Raw genomic sequence first — 16,938 nt, forward strand, 5'->3', positions numbered from 1 at the left:
GGTCGGGGGCGTCAGTCGTCGACAGGTCGCTTGTACATCCGCGTGGCCGTGATCTCGCCGTGCACCGTCTCGCCCTCGGGGTCCTGCTGCGGCAGGCCCGGACGCAGGTGCTCCTCCACGCTGATGTACTTCAGACCGGCCCGAAGGTCGGCGTCATTGCGCATCCGGATCACCAGGGGGAACTCGGCGAGCGCCGTCGTGTCGAACAGGCCGGTGGTGTACAGGAGTTGCACACCGAGCGCGTTGGACACCGCACGCTGCAGTTCGAGCAGATACGTGGCGTTGGCGCGGCCGATCGGGTTGTCGAGGAACAGCGTGCCGGCGTGGCGGTGCTTGTCGCGGCCCCGGTCGTTGGAGCGCAGCGCGGCCATCGTGCAGTACAGGGCGATGGCCGCGGTGAGCAGCTGACCGCCGGAGAAGACGTCGCCCATCTGTCCGACGGGGACGCGCTCGGCGCGCAGCACCGCGTCCGGCTTCAGGATCTCGACGGCGATGCCCTTGGGCTGAAGTGCCGCACTGACGCCGCGCAGCAGCAGTGACATGCCGTCACGGCGTAGGTCGGAGTTCTTCTTCACGGCCGCGCTGGTCGCCTCGTCGATGACCTCGCCGAGCCGCTCGATCAGCGTGGCCTGGTCGGGCTCCTCGAAGCGGATCCGCAGGAACTCCTGCCCGGACCACTCGCCGAGCCCCTCGGGCAGCCGGGACAGGCGCTGGGCGGAGCGGAGAGTGGCGAGCGAGGACTCCACGAGGCCGCGCAGCCGGTCCACGATCGAGTCGCGGTTGCGCTCCAGCTGGACCAACTCGTCGGTGAGGACGCGCAGTCGGGGGGCGAACGCGTCGGCCCACTTCTGCGCGTGCTCGGGGAGGGAGGACGCGGGCAGTTCGCGGATCTGCTGGCGGGCGGGCGTACGCACCTGCTCGTACCGCGTCGAGTTCGCGTGCCGTACGAGGATGTCGCTCGCCTCGCGGACCGCAGCCTCGGCCGCGGACAGGTCGGCGGCGCAGCCGCGCAGCGAGCGCCGGGTCTCGGCCGCCGACTGGCGGGCCTCCTCCAGAGTGCCGGGGTAGGGCTCCGGCTCGTCCTGCTCCTCGGCCGGGTCCGCGTGGTCACGCAGCAGGTCGCGCAGGAGCGCCGCGGTCTCGTCGAAGCCCCCGGCCCCGTCCTCGGCGGCACGGTGCGCGTCCAGCAGCTCGGCGTGGGCGGCGCGGGCGGTGCTCAACGCGTCGGTGCGGACGGCGAGTTCGGTGGTGGCCGTGCGCAGCAGGGTCTGCGCGTGCTCGGTGTCGGACGGGACGAGGTCCTCGGGCAGCTCCGTGTGCGCGTCGCCGTCCTCGGGCGCGTGCCGCTCGGCCTCGCCGCGCAGCCGGCCGAGCTGCTCGCTCGCGGTGGAGGCGCGGGTCTCCAGAAGCTGGACGAGCTCCTCGGCCCGGGAGGCGGCCGCCTGCCGGGAGGGGCCGTCGGCGCCTTCGGAGGTTTCCAGCAGGGCGGCGGCGCGGGTGCGCACCTTGTTGCTGAGGCGGTCCAGCTCGGCGAGCGCCGCGGACTCGTCCGACTCGGCGCGAGCCTGCTCGGCCCGCAGGTCGGCGCCGACACCCACCTTTTCGTAGACCTGCGACGCGGCCCGGTACGCCTCGCGCAGCGCGGGCAGCGATGCCTGGGGCGCCTCTCCCTCCGGTACGTCGTCGGGGGCGCCGGCGATCTCGGCCCGCTCGGCGCGCAGGGTGCGGGCGGTGCGGCGGGCATCGTCGGCGGAGCGCTGGGCGGCTCGGCGGTCCTCGTCGGCCGAACGCGCGTGCTCCAGGCAGGACTGGGCGCGGGCCTCCGACTCGACGGCCTCGTCGGCGAGTTCACGGACCTTGGCCTGCCAGCCGGCGCGCTCGCGCAGGCGGAACGCGAGTCCGGCGAGCGCGTCGGCGGCGCGGCGGGCCTTCTGCGCCGCCTCCTGTCGCTCGTCACGCACGCGGGTCGCCTCGGCAGCCGACTCGTCGGCCTCGGCGCGCAGGGTGCGGGCCTCGGCGAGCTCGGCCTCGGACTCCTCGGCGAACGTACGGGCCTCGCGGGCCGCGGCGGCGAGTTCGGCGAGGCGGCCCGTGGGACAGCCGGAGCGCCAGGAAGTGAGGCGCGCCGCCAGCTCGCGGTCCTTGGCGAGGCGCCCGGCAAGCGTCCGGATCTCCTCGTCGCGTCGGGCCGCGCGCTCGCGCAGCGCCTGCCGCTCCTCGTCGGCGGCGTGCTCGTCGTGCATGGCCGGGTTCGGCGGGACGAGGAAGACGGCCGCGTCCCTGGAGGAGGACGCGTCCTCGGACGGGGTCGGGGCGAGCAGCGCGGCGGCGGTGCCGACGGCGACGGCGGAGCGGGGCAGCAGGGCCGCACCGGCGAGCGCCTCCCGGGCCCGCTCGTGCGCCGCCGGATCGGTGATCACGACACCGTCGACCAGCTCGGGCCGGGCGGCGAGCACGCGCGCGTGGTCGGTCGGATCGACGGACTGGGCGAGGTAGCGCCAGCCCGGCAGGGCCGGGATGCCGTGCTCACCGAGGAATTCGACGGTGGCCAGCACGTCGGGGCCAGGCGGGAGCAGGCCGCCGTCACCCAGGGCTCCCAGGATCCGGGAGTCGTCCGCGGCGGCCGTACGCAGCTCGAACAACTGCCGCTCGGCGGTGGCCACGGTGTCGTCGAGCAGCGCCTTCAGGTCGTCGGCGGCGCGGTCCAGGTCTTCGGCGGTGAGGGTGGCATCGGAGGTTCCGAATGCCTCATCAACGGCGAACCCGTCCTCCCCGACCGTGGCGGAGGCGGACTTCCCACCCACACCGAGCAGTTCGGCCAGCCGCTCCTCCCCCGCGAGGGAGCCGGCCGCCCGCTCCTCCGCCTGGTGGGCCTGTTCCGCGGCGCTCGCGGCGTCGGCGGCGCGGGCCGCCGTCAGCTCGGCGCGCGACTCGACGGCGGCGGCCTCGCGCGCGTGTTCGGAGGCCCGGCGTGCGGCCTCGCGCGCGGTGTCCCACGCGGCGACGGTGGTCTTCTCCGCGTCGGCCGCGGCGAGCGCGGCGCGGGCCGGGTCGGCGTCGGGCGCGCTGTCGTCGATCCACCCGGCGCGCACGGCCTCGGTGGTCTCCTGCTCGACCTCGGTCAACCGCTGGCGCAGGTGCCCGAGTTCACTGCGGGCGCGCTGGGCCTCGGTGGCCGCGGCCGTCGCGTCGCGGTGCGCGGTCTCGCCCGCCTCCTGGAGGACGGCGGAGCGCTCCTCCTCCTCGTTCGCATGCGTTTCGGCCTGCTCGGCGGCGCCGTGCAGCGCCCGGACGAGTTCGGACGCGGCCTTCGCGCGGGCCGCGAGCGCGGGAGCGGCGTCGCGCTCGGCCTCGCGGATGGCGACGGCCACGCGCGCGGAGCGGTCCGCGGCGGCACGGTGGCGCAGGACGGCCTCGGCGGCCTGCCAGGCGGAGTGGAGGCCCCGCGCGTCGGCCAGCTCGCGCTTCTGCGCGGCGGCGGCCTTCTCGGCTCCGGCGAGCGCCAAGGAGGCGTGCCGGTAGGCGAGTTCGGCGGCGATCAGGGAGCTGCGCTCGCGCGCCGACTCCGCTTCGGTGACGGTGCCGGAGGCCGCGGTGACCTGCTGGGCCAGCTCCCCGGTACGGCCGCGCTCGACGGCGGCGCGGGCGGACAGACGGCGGGCGAGCGTGCGCGTGCGGCGCTCGGCGGCCGTGTGGATGTCCCGCGCGCGTGCCCGCGTGTCGGCGGCCTCCACGATGCGGGTGAGCAGATCGACGGAGCCCGCGGTGAAATCGCGCTCGGCGATCAGCTCGGAGCGCCGTCCCAGCTTGTTCCCGAACCCGCTCACCAGATCGGCGAGGCCGTCCGTGTCCCGCGTGTCGGTCACGGCGCGCAGCAGCAGGTCCGTGAAGTCGGAGTCCTTCTTGACGGCGAAGAGGCCCGCGGCCTCGCCCTCGTCCGCGTTCATCTCCCGCTGGTAGCGGAAGAGTTCGGGGTCGAGGCCCAGGTCACCGAGGTGTTCGTTCCACCGGTCGTGGATCTCCTCCCAGTGCACCTCCAGGTGCGGGTACACCTTCACGGCGTCCATGAGGGCGTCGCGGAAGCCCTTCATGGTGCGGCGCCGCCCCTGCGCACCCGAGGCGCCCTCGGCGACGGGACGTACGGCGCTGGCCTCGGCGACCGGCAGCGAGTCGAGGCTCAGACCGGGGCCCGGCCGGAACGAGTACCAGGCCTCGGCGAACTTCCGCGGGTCGTTGGAGACCTGCCGCCCACGCCACTCGCTGACCTTGCCGACGACGACGCACTCGCCGGTGAGCGTGTGCTGCCACTCCAGGGCGACGTGTCCGCAGTCGTCGGCGAGGAGGAACTTGCGCAGCACACCGGAGCTGGCTCCGCCCAGCGTGTTCCGGTGGCCGGGCAGCATGACCGAGAAGATCAGCTTGAGCAGGACCGACTTGCCGCCGCCGTTCTCCAGGAAGAGCACTCCGGCCGGCGCGGGGCGGCGCGGCGGGCCGACGGGCTCGTCCTCGAAGAACTCCGCCTGGGTGGGTGCGGGGTCGGGCACGGGCTCGCCGACGCCCCGCAGATCAAGCACGGTGTCGGCGTAGCGTGCACCGGCGGGCCCGATGGAGTAGAGGCGAACCCGGGACAGCTCGTACATGGCGGACTCTCGTGGTAGGTACGGAAGTTCAGAAGGTCAGGAGTGGAACGGCAGGCCCGCGTCGGCGGCGAGCGCGGTCGCTTCCTCGTCCATCGGTGGCACCAGGCTCGCGGACCCGTCGGTGACGGGAACGACACCCAGCTCGAGAAGTTCGGCCATGGCGGCCGTGCCGGCCATGTCGCGGACCTGGAGCTGGTAGCGGGCGGTGGTGCGGTACGTGCCGCCCGAGTCGTCGCCGGTTCTCTGCAGGAAGCCGGAGTCGGTGAGGAAGGCGACGGCCTTGCCGACGATTCCGGTGGTCGAACTGGCGAGGCGGCGCGTGTCCTTGGTGGCTCCCGTGGAGCTGCGCCGCGCCCAGATCCGCCAGGCGGCTTCGAGCCCGGGGGCCTCGGTCGCCGGGTCGGTGTTCTCGCCGGTCTCCTCGGCCCGCTCCTCCAGCTTGCGGCAGGCCTGCCGGACGAAGGCATCCACCCCGTTGACACTCACGCGGCCGATGTAGCCGTCGTCGGCGAGGTCCTCGGGGCGCGGGAAGGCGAGCGCGGCGACCGCGAGATGGGCGAGGCCGTGCAGGAAGCGGTCGGTGGAGTCCGCGGTCGTCCGACGCGCGTAGTCGCCCATGCGGACCGCGAACACGGAGTCATCGGCGGCGGTCACGGCCATCCCCGCGCGCGGGGACACCTCCAGGACGACGAGGCCGAGCCCGGTGGCCACGGCGTCGGCGAGCCGGGCGAAGGGCGGGTCCTCGCGATAGCGGCGCAGCAGCTCCCCGTACTCCTGGTCACGGGAGGGCTGCAGCTTCGGCTGGAGGCCGAAGGAGACCAGACGCGCCGCGTCGGCGGCGTCGGCCGGGGTGACGGGCGCCTGGGCCTTGGCCGAGCCCGGAGCGTCGGGCTCGCCCCATTCGGCGTGCTCTTCGGCGTACTCGGTCACGGGTGGTGCTCCTTCATGGGTGCTGCGTAAAAGTTCATGCGTGCTACGTGGTTCACACCGGCTGCGTAGTTCATGCGGGCCACGTAGTTCATGCGCGCTACGTAGAGGTGGGTCGGCATCACGCGGCCTCCGTCCGGCCGGCGGCCATCCCGACCGCGTCGAGCAGGGCCGTGCCCACGATGAGGTCGGCGCCGCCGAACTCCGGGTCGTCGAGTTCGGTGCCGTCGTCCACGGCGAACAGCAGCTTCTCCTCGCCCTGGCGGTAGGCGGTGCCGACCGGCGGGCTCGCGGCGTGGACCGCCAACAGGGCCACCAGATAAGGCAGTTCGGCGTCGCGCTTGCGGGCGTCCGCGAGCAGCCCGGACAGCCGACGCGGCGCGTCCGACGGCAGGTCGAGCAGCTCCATGGCGCCCGCGAGCTGCTCCTCGCTGAACCGGCTGTCGTCCGGCGTGGCGATGAGGTCAGGCTCGGGCATCTCCGCGCCGAGGTGCTCGCGCTCCATGGGCGGCGTGAGCAGTATGTCGACAAGGTCGCCGACGCGTACGGACACGGGCGTACGAAGCCCGGTGCCGCGCGCGAAGAACGCGTCGGTCGCCTTCTTCGCGCTCTCCACCGGCAGCGGCAGCAGCGGCGCGAGGAGCTGCCCGTACAGGTCGAGGCCCGCGCGCGCGGAGGGCGCCGTGAAGGCCTGCCGGTCCTGCTCGGCGCGGAACAGCGGACCGGCCTCCAGGAGGCGCGACTGCAGCTGTGTGTGACGGCGGATGCAGTCCTTGACGATGTCGACGAGCTCGGCGGCGCGGCGCTTCTGCTCCGGCTCCTCCGACTCGTCACGGGCCTTGCGGATGTTCGTCAGGATCGCGTTCTCGTGCCGGTAGCGGTCCGCGACGTGGTCGAGCGCCTCGGCGATCATGTCGGGCACCGCCTGCAGCCAGTCGACGGCGCGCACATTGCGGCGCGTCGCGTCCAGCGCCTTGCGGAGCGTCTCCGAGTACTGCACGGTCCGGTACCTGGCCTGCTCGGCGGCGAGCTGCGCATCCGCGAGCCGGCCGCGGCTGATCAGCACCTCCAGCTTGACCTCGGCGGCGATCTGCGCGCTGGTGACGTCCGTGTCGAGGGCGCCCACCAGGACGTTCACCGCCTCGTCCGTCGTGCGCAGGTAGACGCTGCCCCCGTAGCCGGGGACCTCCTCGATCAGCTTGAAGTCGTAGTCACGCCGTACGTAGGAGCCGTCCTGCGCGAACGTGCCGTACACGGCGCGGAAGCCGCGGTCCACGCTGCCGACGTTGATCAGGTTCTCCAGGACCCAGCGGGCCACCCGCTCGTGCTCGGCGGCGGGCCGCTGCGGGGCCTGTGCCGCGATGCGGGGAACGAGCCTGGCCACTATCTGCTCGTGGTCGGCGCCCGTGTCGAAGTCCATGTTCAGCGTGACGAGGTCGATGGCGGACAGCGCCACCTCCGCCATCCCGTACGTCGAGTACTCGCCCGCGAGATTGGCCTTGCGCACGTCCAGATCGTGCAGCGGCGCGGTGCACGCGAGCGCGCGAAGGCGGCGCGCGAGCCCTTCGTCGGCGGCCGGGCCCGGTGCGGGGCGCGGCCCCGCACTGAGCTGGGGCGGAACGGATTCCGTGCTGGCAGGCGAAGTCACGGAGCACAGGGTATGCGCTGGGTCTGACAACGGTCGAAACGGCGCAGATGCGACGGCTTTCAGGCCTGCCCGCGGCGAGCCTCGAAAGGCCGCTACCCGTCCTTCGGCAGCCGCTGCCGGTACGCCTCGACGAGCCCGTCGCGGGAGTCGTCGAGGTACTCGCCGAGCAGTGTCTCAGCCGTGTCGCTGCGCCCCTCGCGCAGCATCTCCACGAGTTCCAGATTGCGCGCCAGGTACGGCTCGTGGAGACGCTGCGGGTCGTCCACGACGTGGAAAGCCAGCCGCAGTTCGGCCAGGACACTGCGCATCAGTTCGTCGGTGCGCTCGCTGCGTGCCAGGGCGACGAGTTCGCGGTGGAAGTGGATGTTGGCGGTCGAGACGCTCTTCCACTCGCGCCGCTCGGCCGCCCGATGTCCGTCGGCGACGACTTCGGCGACCCGGTCGAGCGCGTACGGCGGGTCGCCCAGGGACCGTACGACGGCGCACTCGACCATGCGCCGGGTCCGGTAGATGTCCTCGACGTCGTCGACACTCAGGACGCGCACGAAGACCCCGCGGTTCAGCCGGTGTTCGAGCAGCCGCTCGTGCGTGAGCAGCCGGAACGACTCACGGAGCGTATTGCGCGACACCCCGAGGGCGCCTCCGATGCTGTCCTCCGACAGGCGCGTGCCGGGCGGGAAGTAGCCTTCCGCGATCCGGTTCCGCAGGATGTCCGCGACGCGCTCCGCGGTGCTGGTGCGTCCCAGCAGCGCGCGGTCGTCCGCGAGGGCGTTGAGTTCGTCCATGGCCACGGCCGAATTCAAGCGCAGTTCCAGGAACGAGACAACGTGGGATCGATGGATGGTTCAACGACGCCTCGAACGTCTCGGGATTCGACCGCCTCGAACGTCAGGACACGACCGACTTCAGAGCCGTGAGCAGCCGCTCCACGTCCTCCGCGCTGCTGTAGGGGGCGAGTCCCACACGGACGCCGCCCGTATCCCCGAGGCCGAGCCGCCGCGAGGCCTCCAGCGCGTAGAAGGAGCCGGCGGGGGCGTCGATGCCGTGATCGGCCAGGTCCCGGGAGATCTCGGCCGGGCTCCGGCCCTCGACGGTGAACAGGAGGGTCGGGGTGCGCCGCTCCGCACGCGAGTACAGGGTGATGCCGCCGAGGTCCGCGAGTCCTCGCTCCATGCGCTGCCGCAACGCGTCCTCGTGCTCCTCCAGGGCCGCGAAGGAGGCGATGAGACGCTCCCTGCGGCTGCCGCGCGCACCCACGGACAGGTCCGCGAGGAAGTCCACGGCGGCGCTCGCACCGGCCAGCAACTCGTAAGGAAGTGTGCCGAGTTCGAAGCGTTCCGGTACGGCGTCGCTGGACGGCAGCAGCTTGTCGGGGCGCAGCGACTCGAGCAGCTCGGCGCGGCCGGTGAGCACGCCCAGGTGCGGGCCGAGGAACTTGTAGGGCGAGCAGACCAGCGTGTCCGCGCCGAGCCCCGCCAGGTCGACCGCGGCATGCGAGGCGTAGTGCACCGCGTCCACGTGGAACAGCCCGCCCACTTCGTGGGTGAGGGCGGCCAGGGCCGGCAGGTCGGGACGCGTGCCGATCAGGTTGGACGCGGCGGTCACGGCCACCAGGCGGGTACGTTCCGAGAGCACCGCCGTGAGGTGCTCGGGCCGCAGCTCCCCCGACTCCGGGTCGAAGTCGGCCCACCGCACGGTGGCGCCCACCGCCTCGGCCGCCTGGATCCAGGGGCGGATGTTGGAATCGTGGTCGAGCCGGGTGACGACCACTTCGTCGCCCGGCCCCCAGGTCTTGGCGAGCGTCCGGGACAGGTCGTAGACGAGCTGCGTGGCGCTGCGCCCGAACACGACGGTCCCGGGGGTGGTGCCGAGCAGATCGGCCAGCGCCGCACGGGCCTCGACGACGATCCCGTCGGCACGGCGCTCCCCCTCCGTCGTCTGCCCCCGGTTCGCCAGCGGCCCGGTCAGCGCGGCGGTGACGGCGTCGATGACCGGCGCGGGCATCTGGGTGCCGCCCGGCGCGTCGAAGCGGGCCGTGCCGGACTTCAGGGCGGGTATCTGTGCGCGGACGGCGGCGATGTCGAGGGCCATGGCTCAACTCCTATGGTGCGTAGGCGATGCGGGCCCGTTCCCGGTCAGGGGCAGACCTCGCACGGCTGGCTCGTACCCGGAGCCGCTCCCGCGACTCCCGTCACATGATCGCAAGCCCGCGGCGGCAGCTCCAGCCCCGGGACCACTGGCACCTCCGGACCCGGGACCGAGGCGAGCGCCGCCGCGACCCCTGCGGAGGCCCGCAGGTCGAGACGGGCGCCGGTGCCGCGCATGTCGTGCCGCACCTCGTCCGCGGCGAGCGCCAGGAGCCCGGGCAGCAGGTCGGCGCAGCGCCGCGCGACCCAGCCGGTGCCCGCCGTGGCGAGCCACCACAGGCCGGCGGCGCGGGTCGGCGCGGGCCGTTCCGGCTCGACGTCGGGCGCCGGGCCGTGCGCCTCCCCGGCGGCGGTGAGCACGGCGTGGAAGCGGGCGGCGAACTGGCGGTGTCCCCGCTCGCCGGGATGCAGCCGGTCCGCGCTCCACAGGGCACGGTCGGCCGCCCAGTGGGCGTCGGCGGCGTGCAGATGGACGGCTCCGTGGCGTTCGGACAGGGCGTGGACCACGGAGTTGACCGCGCCCTGGCGACGCGCGAGAGGGCGCGCCAGGGCGCCGGGCAGGCCCAGCAGCGCGCCGGGGTCGGGCAGGCACGCGGTGAGCAGGACGGTGCCCCGTGCGGCGAACGCCCCGTACACGGCGTCCAGGTGGGCGGCCACGGCGTGGATGTCGAAGGCGGCGCGCAGGGTGTCGTTGACGCCGATCACGACGGACGCGACATCGGGGGTGAACGCCAGCGCGCGTGGCAGTTGCCGCAGGAGCACATCGGAGGTCTGCGCCCCGCCGACCGCGAAGTTGCGGAATTCCACGGGCACTTCGGCGGGCGCCAGGCCCTCGGCGAGCAGTGCGGCCCAGCCCCGCCATCCGCCGCCGACCCGGTCGCCGACGCCCTCGGTGAGCGAGTCCCCGAGCGCGGCGAACCTGAGCGCCTTCATACCGCGCCCCGAGCCGGAACGTGCACGGGTGCGTCGTGCGCCGCCAGGAAGGCGTCCACGGCGACGTCCCACCCGAAGCACTCGGCACGCGCGCGTGCCCTTTCCCTACGTTGCCGTGCGGGCCGCCCCAGCATGTCCCGGACGGCTGCCGCGAACGCCGCACCGCTGTCCTCGGCCACGGCCCCCGCCCCGCCGATCACCTCCGGCAGCGCCGAGGACGCGCTGACGACGACCGGTGTTCCGCAGGCCAGCGCCTCCAGGGCGGCGAGCCCGAACGTCTCCGCGGGCCCCGGCGCCAGACATACGTCGGCCGTGGCCTGCAGGGCCGCCAGCGTGGCCGGGTCGGCGACGTGCCCGAGGAAGTCGACCGGCAACCGCCGGGCCCGCGCGCGTTGTTCGAGCCGCGACCGCAGCGGCCCGTCGCCCGCCACGACGAGTCGGGCGGGCACACCGGACCGGCGCAAGCGCGCCACCGTGTCGAGGCCGATGCCCGGACGCTTCTCCACGGAGAGTCGTGTGCACATGAAGAGCAGCACCTCGTCCACGCGCGCGTACCGCGCACGTACCTCCGCGCTCCGCTCCCCCGGCCGGCACCGCACGAGATCGACGCCGAGCGGCGCCCGGACCACGTTGCGCGCCCCGATCCGTACGAACTCGCGCTCGGCCCACTCCGTGGTGCACACCACGCGCGTGTAGGCGTGTGCCGTACGGACGTTGAGCACGTCGGCGGCACGCCGCGCGGCGCGCTCGGGCAGGCCCCAGGTGCGCAGCACTCCATGGGCGGTCTCGTGGGACACCATCACGGCGGGCACCCGCGCGCGGCGCGCCCACTCACCGGTCCAGCGCAGCGTCGTCCGGTCCGACACCTCCAGCCGGTCCGGGCGCAGCCGCTCCAACAGCCGTGCCACGCGCTGCCTGTCGGTCAGGACGCGGTAGCCGCCGCTCGCGAGGAGCGGCGCCCCCGGCAACGTAATGACGCGGCCTTGAGACGTCTCCGTGTCCGAGAGCCGCTCCCCCGGCACGATCAGCACCGGCTCGTGCCCCGCCGCCAGATACCCCGCGCCCAGCTCGCGCAGCGCGGTCCGCAGCCCGCCTGACGCGGGGGCGACGAAGTTCGCGAGCCGTACGATCCGCAGGCGCCCGCTCATGCCGCCACCACCCCCGTCCCGGCCTGCCGCGCATGCAGCACTTCTACGTAGTGCTCGACCAGGAGGTCGCCCACGGCCTCCCAACTGCGCCCGGCCACCGCGGCCCGCCCGGCGCTTCCGTATGCGGCACGCAGCCCGGGGTCCGCGGAGAGCGCCCACACGGCGTCGCGCAACGCCTCCGGGTCGCCGGGCGGTACGAGCATCCCGGTCCTGCCATGCGCGACGAGGTCGAGGGGCCCACCGGCCGCCGGGCCGATCACCGGCACCCCGCTCGCCATGGCCTCCTGCACGGTCTGGCAGAACGTTTCGTAGGGCCCTGTGTGCACGAACACGTCCAACGAGGCGAAGATCCGGGCGAGTTCGTCCCCGGTGCGCCGCCCCAGGAAGAGCGCGCCGGGCAGCGCGCCGCGCAGGGACGCCTCGCTGGGCCCGTCGCCCACCACGACGACCCGCACACCGTCGAGGCCGCAGACCCGCGCCAGGAGCTCCACGTGCTTTTCCGGCGCGAGCCGCCCCACGTACCCGACGAGCAGCTCCCCACGCGGCGCCAGGTCGGCGCGGAGGAGCTCGCAGCGCCGCTCGGGCCGGAACCGCAGGGCGTCGACCCCACGCGGCCACAGCCGCACCCGTGGCACCCCGTGCGCCTCCAGGTCGCGCTGCGCGGCGGTGGAGGGCGCGAGGGTGCGGTCCGCGGCGACGTGCACGGTGCGGATCCGCCGCCACGCCGCGCCCTCACCCGCCCCCACGTACGTACGCGCATAGCCCGCCAGGTCGGTCTGGTAGACGGCCACGGCGGGCACGCGCAGTCTGGTCGCGACCGCCATGCCGCGCATGCCGAGCACGAACGGGCTGGCCAGATGGACGAGTTCGGCCCGGTGCGCGGCCACGGTCTGCGCGAGGCGGCGCCCCGGCAGCGCGACCCGGACCTGCGGATAGCCGGGCAGCGGCAGGGACGGCACCCGGACGACGGGGCAGGGCGCCGCCGCGTCCGCCTCCGGCCCGGCGGGGGTGGCGGGGGCGACGACGAGGGGGTCGTGGCCGCGGGCGGCCAGGTGGCGCGCGGTCTGCAGGGCGCAGTGCGCCACACCGTTGATGTCGGGAGGGAAGGACTCGGTCACGATGACGACACGCATACGGGGTTTGTCGCCCCGCCGGACGTGCTCACGTCAAAGTGGATCTTTCCTGGTGAGGAACGGTCCGTGAGCGTTGGCCACCGGTGAAAACCGCAGGTGAACGACCGGGAGGTGGCCCCTCACCGAAGGGCCACCTCCCGGAAATCAGCGCGTCACAACGCCGGGGCGTCGGGACCGATCCTGCTGCGGACCGCGGTCTGCACCTCGTCCTCCTCGGCCGGATCGGCGGCGAGGCGGCGCAGTTGATCGACGACGCGGGCGTCGCCCGTCTCGGCGTGCCGCGCGGCGACCTCCCGGGTGCTCTCCTCGCAGTCCCACAGGCACTCGACGGCGAACCCGGCGGCGAAGGAGGGATCGGTGGCGGCGAGGGCGCGGGCGGCGCGCCCGCGCAGATGCGAGGACGCCGTCTCGCGGTAGATGTGCCGCAGTACGGGGGCGGCGCAGGCGATGCCGAGCCGTCCCGCCCCGTCGACGAGCGGCCAGAGGGTGGGGGCGTCGGGGCCGTCGCCGCGTACTGCCTCCCGAAGGGAGGCGAGGACGAGCTCGCCGTCCTGTGCGCCGCCCCTGCAGGCGAGCATGCGGCCCGCGGCGGCGCCGAGAGCGTCCGGTCGGGGGGCCCACTGCCGGGCCCGCTGCACGACGGCGGCGCTGCGCATTCGCTCGAAGGCGTCGAGGGCGGCGTCCACGACCACGCGGGACGGCGCCTCCACGGCGGCCTCGATGAGATCGAGTACGCCCGGGTCGTGCATGTCGGCGAGGTAGCGAAGGGCGGTGCAGCGCGCCCCGTCGGTCCCGTCCTGCGCGGCCCGCACGATCTCGGCGTGGTCCTCGGGACCCGCCACGGCGGTCAGGCAGCGGGCGGCGGGCACGTACAGGACGGCGCCCCGTTCGAAGCCCTCCTGGGCCCAGTCGAAGACGGCCTGCACGCTCCACTCGGGGCGCGGCCCCGCAGGACGCATCTGCCGCTGCCAGCGGTCGAAGGAGCCGGTTTCCTGCGCGGCACGCACGCGTGCCCCCACATGCGGCCGCGGATCGTCGGCCCACAGGCGCCAGGGTCGCGGCTCGAAGGCGTCGCGCACGACGGCGGCGAGCTCGGCCTCGGCGTCGGCCGGGAAGCGGGCGAGGACCGGCTCGGCGAGCGCGCGCAGGCCCGCGTCGTCGTCGCGCAGGGCCAGCTCGTCGAGCGCCCAGGCCCAGTTGCCGCCCACGGCGGCGTACTTGCGCAGCAGCTCCAGGGCGTCCCGCCTTCCGTAGGAGGCGAGGTGGCCGAGGACCGCGAGCGCCAGGCCCGTGCGTGACTCCTCGGTGTCGAGGAGATCCTCGGGGTCGAAGAGGTGCTGCTCGATCTCGTCGAGCTCGCCATGGAGGTCGACGTAGAGCCGGGCGTAGTACAGCGAGCGGTTCTCCACCTGCCAGTCGTGGCGGGGGTCGCTCAGCACACAGTGATTGAGAGCCGCGAGCGCCTCGGCACGCGGCGCCGTCAGCGCGTGCAGCGTGCCGTCGCCGCGGCCCCGCTGCAGCAGGCCGAGCAGCGTACCGCTGGGCGCTATGACCGGTTCGAACATGGGAAACAGCCTCAAATCAAGCGTCGACGCAACCGGGATGCTCACCTACCTGGCCACGCGACAACACGTCGGAGCGCCCGCCGTCTCTTGCTTGCTGCTACCCATTTCTCTGCCTCTCGTCCAAGGCCCGGAACCGGGCCGTTCACGGCCCGCTCTGCACGTGGGCACCACCTGCCCCGGCCTCGCGTCCGTAAATCACGTCGTCATCATGACCCAGCTGCGGAGCACACCGCGACCACATTTCCCGTACCCCCGTTTTGCCTGGTCAGAGCCGATGTGTCAGGAGGCGCCGAAGAGGTCGACGAGCTCCGTCTTACCGAACATCCGGGCCGTGTCGACCGCCGAAGGGGTCCCAGCGGCCGGATCGGCGCCGCCGTCGAGCAGCGCCCTGATCACGTCGTCGGCGCCCTTGAAGACGGCCCCCGCGAGCGGGGTCTGGCCCTTGTCGTTGGCGCGGTTGGCCTCGGCGCCGCGCTCCAGCAGGGCACGCACCGCCTCGGCGTGCCCGTGGTAGGCCGCGAGCATGACGAGCGTGTCGCCCCGGTCGTTCGTGAGATTCGCCGGCACCCCGGCGTCCACGTAGCCCACGAGAGCCTCCGTCTCGCCGCGTCGCGCGAGGTCGAAGATCTTGGTGGCCAGCTCCACGACCTCCGGGTCGGGGGCTTCGCTCATCGGGCGGACCGCCTTTCTCATACGTGCCGGTACGGCCGTGCAGCCGTACGAGTGAATCGACAGGGTACTGCCCGGTCCGGCACATGACCCGAACCCACCGAGGCAAAGATCACGAAGAGTGCGGACGACCGTCCGGCAGCACGCTCGAGCGGCTCAGCAGCAGCTGGTCAATTGGGTGAAAGCAAAGAATTTCCACCCATTTGCACCTTTTGTCGTATAGATACATGCTGTGAGCCTGGAAGAACTCATGGTGACTGTCCCCATCAACCAGGAGAACCCTCATGATCCTGTCCATCTCGGGCGTCGTGCTGCTCGGCATCATCGTCTTCTTGTTCTTCCGCAAGGACGGCCTGAAGGCCTCGCACGCACTGGTCTGCGCCCTCTTCGGCTTCTACTTGGCGGGCACGGCCATCGCCCCGAGCATCAAGGCGGGCGGCCAGAGCCTCGCCAGCCTGCTCGGCGGGATCAAGTTCTGACGGACCGCTCACCCGCACACACCTTCAGGAGAACGACGTGGCCAGGCGCCCACTCCCCCGCATTCTGAGCAACGGCAGCGCCACGATCGCCCGGAGCCGGGACATGGCTCGGACGGCCGCCGACGGTGCCACCGACGTACTCCATCCCCTCATCACGGTCAGCCGCGGGCTGCGCCGCCTGGCCGGTGCCGGGCGGCAGAAGTGGGCGGACACCCCAAAGGAGCGGCGCGGACCGCTGCTCTTCATGGTGGCCGCCGTCGTCCTGGTCGTGGTGTTCATTCCATACGGTCCGCTGCTGGCGCTCATCACCCTGATGGCGGCGGCCGGATGGAAGGGGCGCGATCCGAAGCCGCCGGAGCAGACCGGCCCCGACGATTCGCAGGTACAGCGCCTCTCGTCCCTCTACGAGGCGCTTGTACCGTACTTCTCCGTAGCCGACGACCCGAGCCCGCTGTACGCGCACGGGGGCGACTGGGAGAAGGCCTTCGAGACGTTCGACTTCGACGGCGACGGCCGGGTCGACCGGATCGGCATCCGCTACCCCGCGTACTTCACGGACGGGGAAGCGGCTTCGCGGGCCCGGATCGAGCAGCTGCTGCACGCCAAGCTCGGCCGGGGCCGCGAGTACCACTTCGCGTGGGACGAGGAGGGCAACCACCTGACGGTGAACGTGCTCGACCCGCTGCCCACGGACATCGCCGCCCAGCCCTTCGTGACCTCGCCCGGCGAGACCGTGCTCGGCTTCACCGACGGGACCGGCGTCCAGCGCACGCTGCCGGTGATGGCGGGCGAGGAGGAGCGGGACGTGCCGCCCGTCGTGTGGCGCACCGGCGTCCGCTCCACCGAGCCCCACCTGCTGGTCGCGGGGCAGCCGGGCAGCGGCACGACGTCCCTGCTGCGTTCCGTGGCGTTGCAGGCCCTGCGCCACGGTGACGTGCTGATCGTCGAGGGCAGCGGGACGGGCGACTACGCGTGTCTGGTCGGCCGCTCCGGGGTGCTCGCCGTGGAGTGCGGGCTTGCCGGCGCGCTGACCAGCCTCGAATGGGCGGCACACGAGACGGAGCGGCGGCTGATCTCCGCGAACCGGGCGCGACAGGCCGGGCATCCCACCCCGGACGACATCAAGCGCCCGCTGTGGATCCTGCTGGACCGTCCGAGCGCCCTGGGTCATCTCGCCGCCGCGGACGGCCGCAAGGACCCGCAGACGCTGCTCCAGGTGCCTCTCAGGCACGGCCGCGCGGCCGGCGTGACGGTCGTAGTGGCCGAGCAGTTCGACAGCCTCGACGCCCTGATCGACCCGGTCAGGCAGCACACCCGCGCGCGCGTGGCGCTCGGCCCGGCCTCTGCGGAGGAGCTTCAGGACGTGCTCGGCACCCTGCCGCAGACGACGCCCACCGCCGACGTCCCTGCGGGCCGCGGCTACGCCCGCCTGGGCACGGGGCAGGTCCACCGCCTCCAGGTCCCCGCCACCCCGGACCCGTACGACGACGCGACGAGCGAGGCCCACCGGCAGGCGGTCACGGCGCTCCTCCCGGAGCGCAGCACGCCCGCCGACGCTGCCATGGAGGCCCCGGTCGAATCGGTGCCCGACGAGGCCGAGGCGCTGGCCGAGCGCTGAACGCCTGCGCGGGAATGAGCCACCTGCGAGA

Annotated in this window: 12 protein-coding genes; 2 read left to right on the forward strand and 10 right to left on the reverse strand. The window is 73.5% G+C overall.

What is annotated here, in order from left to right; genetic code table 11:
• Positions 1 to 11: 11 nt before the first annotated feature.
• The 10 genes from ACYSUO_RS02830 to ACYSUO_RS02875 form a co-directional block, all read right to left on the reverse strand.
• On the reverse strand, positions 12 to 4,640 hold the full coding sequence (locus tag ACYSUO_RS02830; RefSeq protein ID WP_461774395.1) for a coiled-coil domain-containing protein: 4,629 nt from the start codon (positions 4,638 to 4,640) through the stop codon (positions 12 to 14).
• 36 nt (positions 4,641 to 4,676) lie between these two features.
• Positions 4,677 to 5,570, reverse strand: coding sequence for a hypothetical protein (locus ACYSUO_RS02835; RefSeq protein WP_461774396.1), 894 nt, complete (start codon positions 5,568 to 5,570; stop codon positions 4,677 to 4,679).
• Positions 5,571 to 5,688: 118 nt separating this feature from the next.
• Entirely contained in the window at positions 5,689 to 7,215 is a 1,527-nt protein-coding gene (locus tag ACYSUO_RS02840) for a hypothetical protein (protein WP_461774397.1), read from the reverse strand.
• Between the two features lie 92 nt (positions 7,216 to 7,307).
• Positions 7,308 to 8,000: a GntR family transcriptional regulator gene (locus ACYSUO_RS02845; RefSeq protein ID WP_461774753.1), complete on the reverse strand. Its 693-nt coding sequence runs from the start codon at positions 7,998 to 8,000 to the stop codon at positions 7,308 to 7,310.
• A gap of 103 nt (positions 8,001 to 8,103) precedes the next feature.
• Positions 8,104 to 9,306 carry a cysteine desulfurase-like protein gene (locus ACYSUO_RS02850; protein WP_461774398.1) on the reverse strand — a complete coding sequence of 401 codons (1,203 nt, stop codon included), beginning with the start codon at positions 9,304 to 9,306 and terminating at the stop codon, positions 8,104 to 8,106.
• A 44-nt stretch (positions 9,307 to 9,350) separates the two neighbouring features.
• Positions 9,351 to 10,295, reverse strand: coding sequence for an SGNH/GDSL hydrolase family protein (locus tag ACYSUO_RS02855; protein WP_461774399.1), 945 nt, complete (start codon positions 10,293 to 10,295; stop codon positions 9,351 to 9,353).
• Positions 10,292 to 11,443, reverse strand: coding sequence for a glycosyltransferase (locus ACYSUO_RS02860; protein WP_461774400.1), 1,152 nt, complete (start codon positions 11,441 to 11,443; stop codon positions 10,292 to 10,294). Before ACYSUO_RS02860 ends, ACYSUO_RS02855 begins: the two co-directional genes overlap by 4 nt.
• Positions 11,440 to 12,576, reverse strand: coding sequence for a glycosyltransferase family 4 protein (locus ACYSUO_RS02865; protein WP_461774401.1), 1,137 nt, complete (start codon positions 12,574 to 12,576; stop codon positions 11,440 to 11,442). The genes ACYSUO_RS02860 and ACYSUO_RS02865 overlap by 4 nt, the downstream gene beginning before the upstream one ends.
• Positions 12,577 to 12,728: 152 nt before the next feature.
• Complete coding sequence (locus ACYSUO_RS02870) at positions 12,729 to 14,141, reverse strand: HEAT repeat domain-containing protein (RefSeq protein ID WP_461774402.1); 1,413 nt, start codon at positions 14,139 to 14,141, stop codon at positions 12,729 to 12,731.
• A gap of 279 nt (positions 14,142 to 14,420) precedes the next feature.
• Positions 14,421 to 14,813: an ankyrin repeat domain-containing protein gene (locus ACYSUO_RS02875; protein ID WP_461774403.1), complete on the reverse strand. Its 393-nt coding sequence runs from the start codon at positions 14,811 to 14,813 to the stop codon at positions 14,421 to 14,423.
• 281 nt (positions 14,814 to 15,094) lie between these two features.
• On the opposite strand from ACYSUO_RS02875, the gene ACYSUO_RS02880 reads away from it, so the two are divergent.
• Both ACYSUO_RS02880 and ACYSUO_RS02885 read left to right on the forward strand, forming a co-directional pair.
• Entirely contained in the window at positions 15,095 to 15,289 is a 195-nt protein-coding gene (locus ACYSUO_RS02880; protein ID WP_266598445.1) for a hypothetical protein, read from the forward strand.
• A gap of 37 nt (positions 15,290 to 15,326) precedes the next feature.
• Positions 15,327 to 16,907 carry a hypothetical protein gene (locus ACYSUO_RS02885; protein ID WP_461774404.1) on the forward strand — a complete coding sequence of 527 codons (1,581 nt, stop codon included), beginning with the start codon at positions 15,327 to 15,329 and terminating at the stop codon, positions 16,905 to 16,907.
• Positions 16,908 to 16,938 lie beyond the last annotated feature (31 nt).

The organism is Streptomyces sp. UC4497, assembly GCF_054871485.1.

Excerpts from the sequence above, each read along its gene's own strand:
- ACYSUO_RS02830 (WP_461774395.1), bottom strand. The coding sequence starts at position 4,640 with ATGTACGAGCTGTCCCGGGTTCGCCTCTACTCCATCGGGCCCGCCGGT.
- ACYSUO_RS02845 (WP_461774753.1), bottom strand. The coding sequence starts at position 8,000 with ATGGACGAACTCAACGCCCTCGCGGACGACCGCGCGCTGCTGGGACGC.
- ACYSUO_RS02850 (WP_461774398.1), bottom strand. The coding sequence starts at position 9,306 with ATGGCCCTCGACATCGCCGCCGTCCGCGCACAGATACCCGCCCTGAAG.
- ACYSUO_RS02855 (WP_461774399.1), bottom strand. The coding sequence starts at position 10,295 with ATGAAGGCGCTCAGGTTCGCCGCGCTCGGGGACTCGCTCACCGAGGGC.
- ACYSUO_RS02860 (WP_461774400.1), bottom strand. The coding sequence starts at position 11,443 with ATGAGCGGGCGCCTGCGGATCGTACGGCTCGCGAACTTCGTCGCCCCC.
- ACYSUO_RS02865 (WP_461774401.1), bottom strand. The coding sequence starts at position 12,576 with ATGCGTGTCGTCATCGTGACCGAGTCCTTCCCTCCCGACATCAACGGT.
- ACYSUO_RS02870 (WP_461774402.1), bottom strand. The coding sequence starts at position 14,141 with ATGTTCGAACCGGTCATAGCGCCCAGCGGTACGCTGCTCGGCCTGCTG.
- ACYSUO_RS02875 (WP_461774403.1), bottom strand. The coding sequence starts at position 14,813 with ATGAGCGAAGCCCCCGACCCGGAGGTCGTGGAGCTGGCCACCAAGATC.
- ACYSUO_RS02880 (WP_266598445.1), top strand. The coding sequence starts at position 15,095 with ATGATCCTGTCCATCTCGGGCGTCGTGCTGCTCGGCATCATCGTCTTC.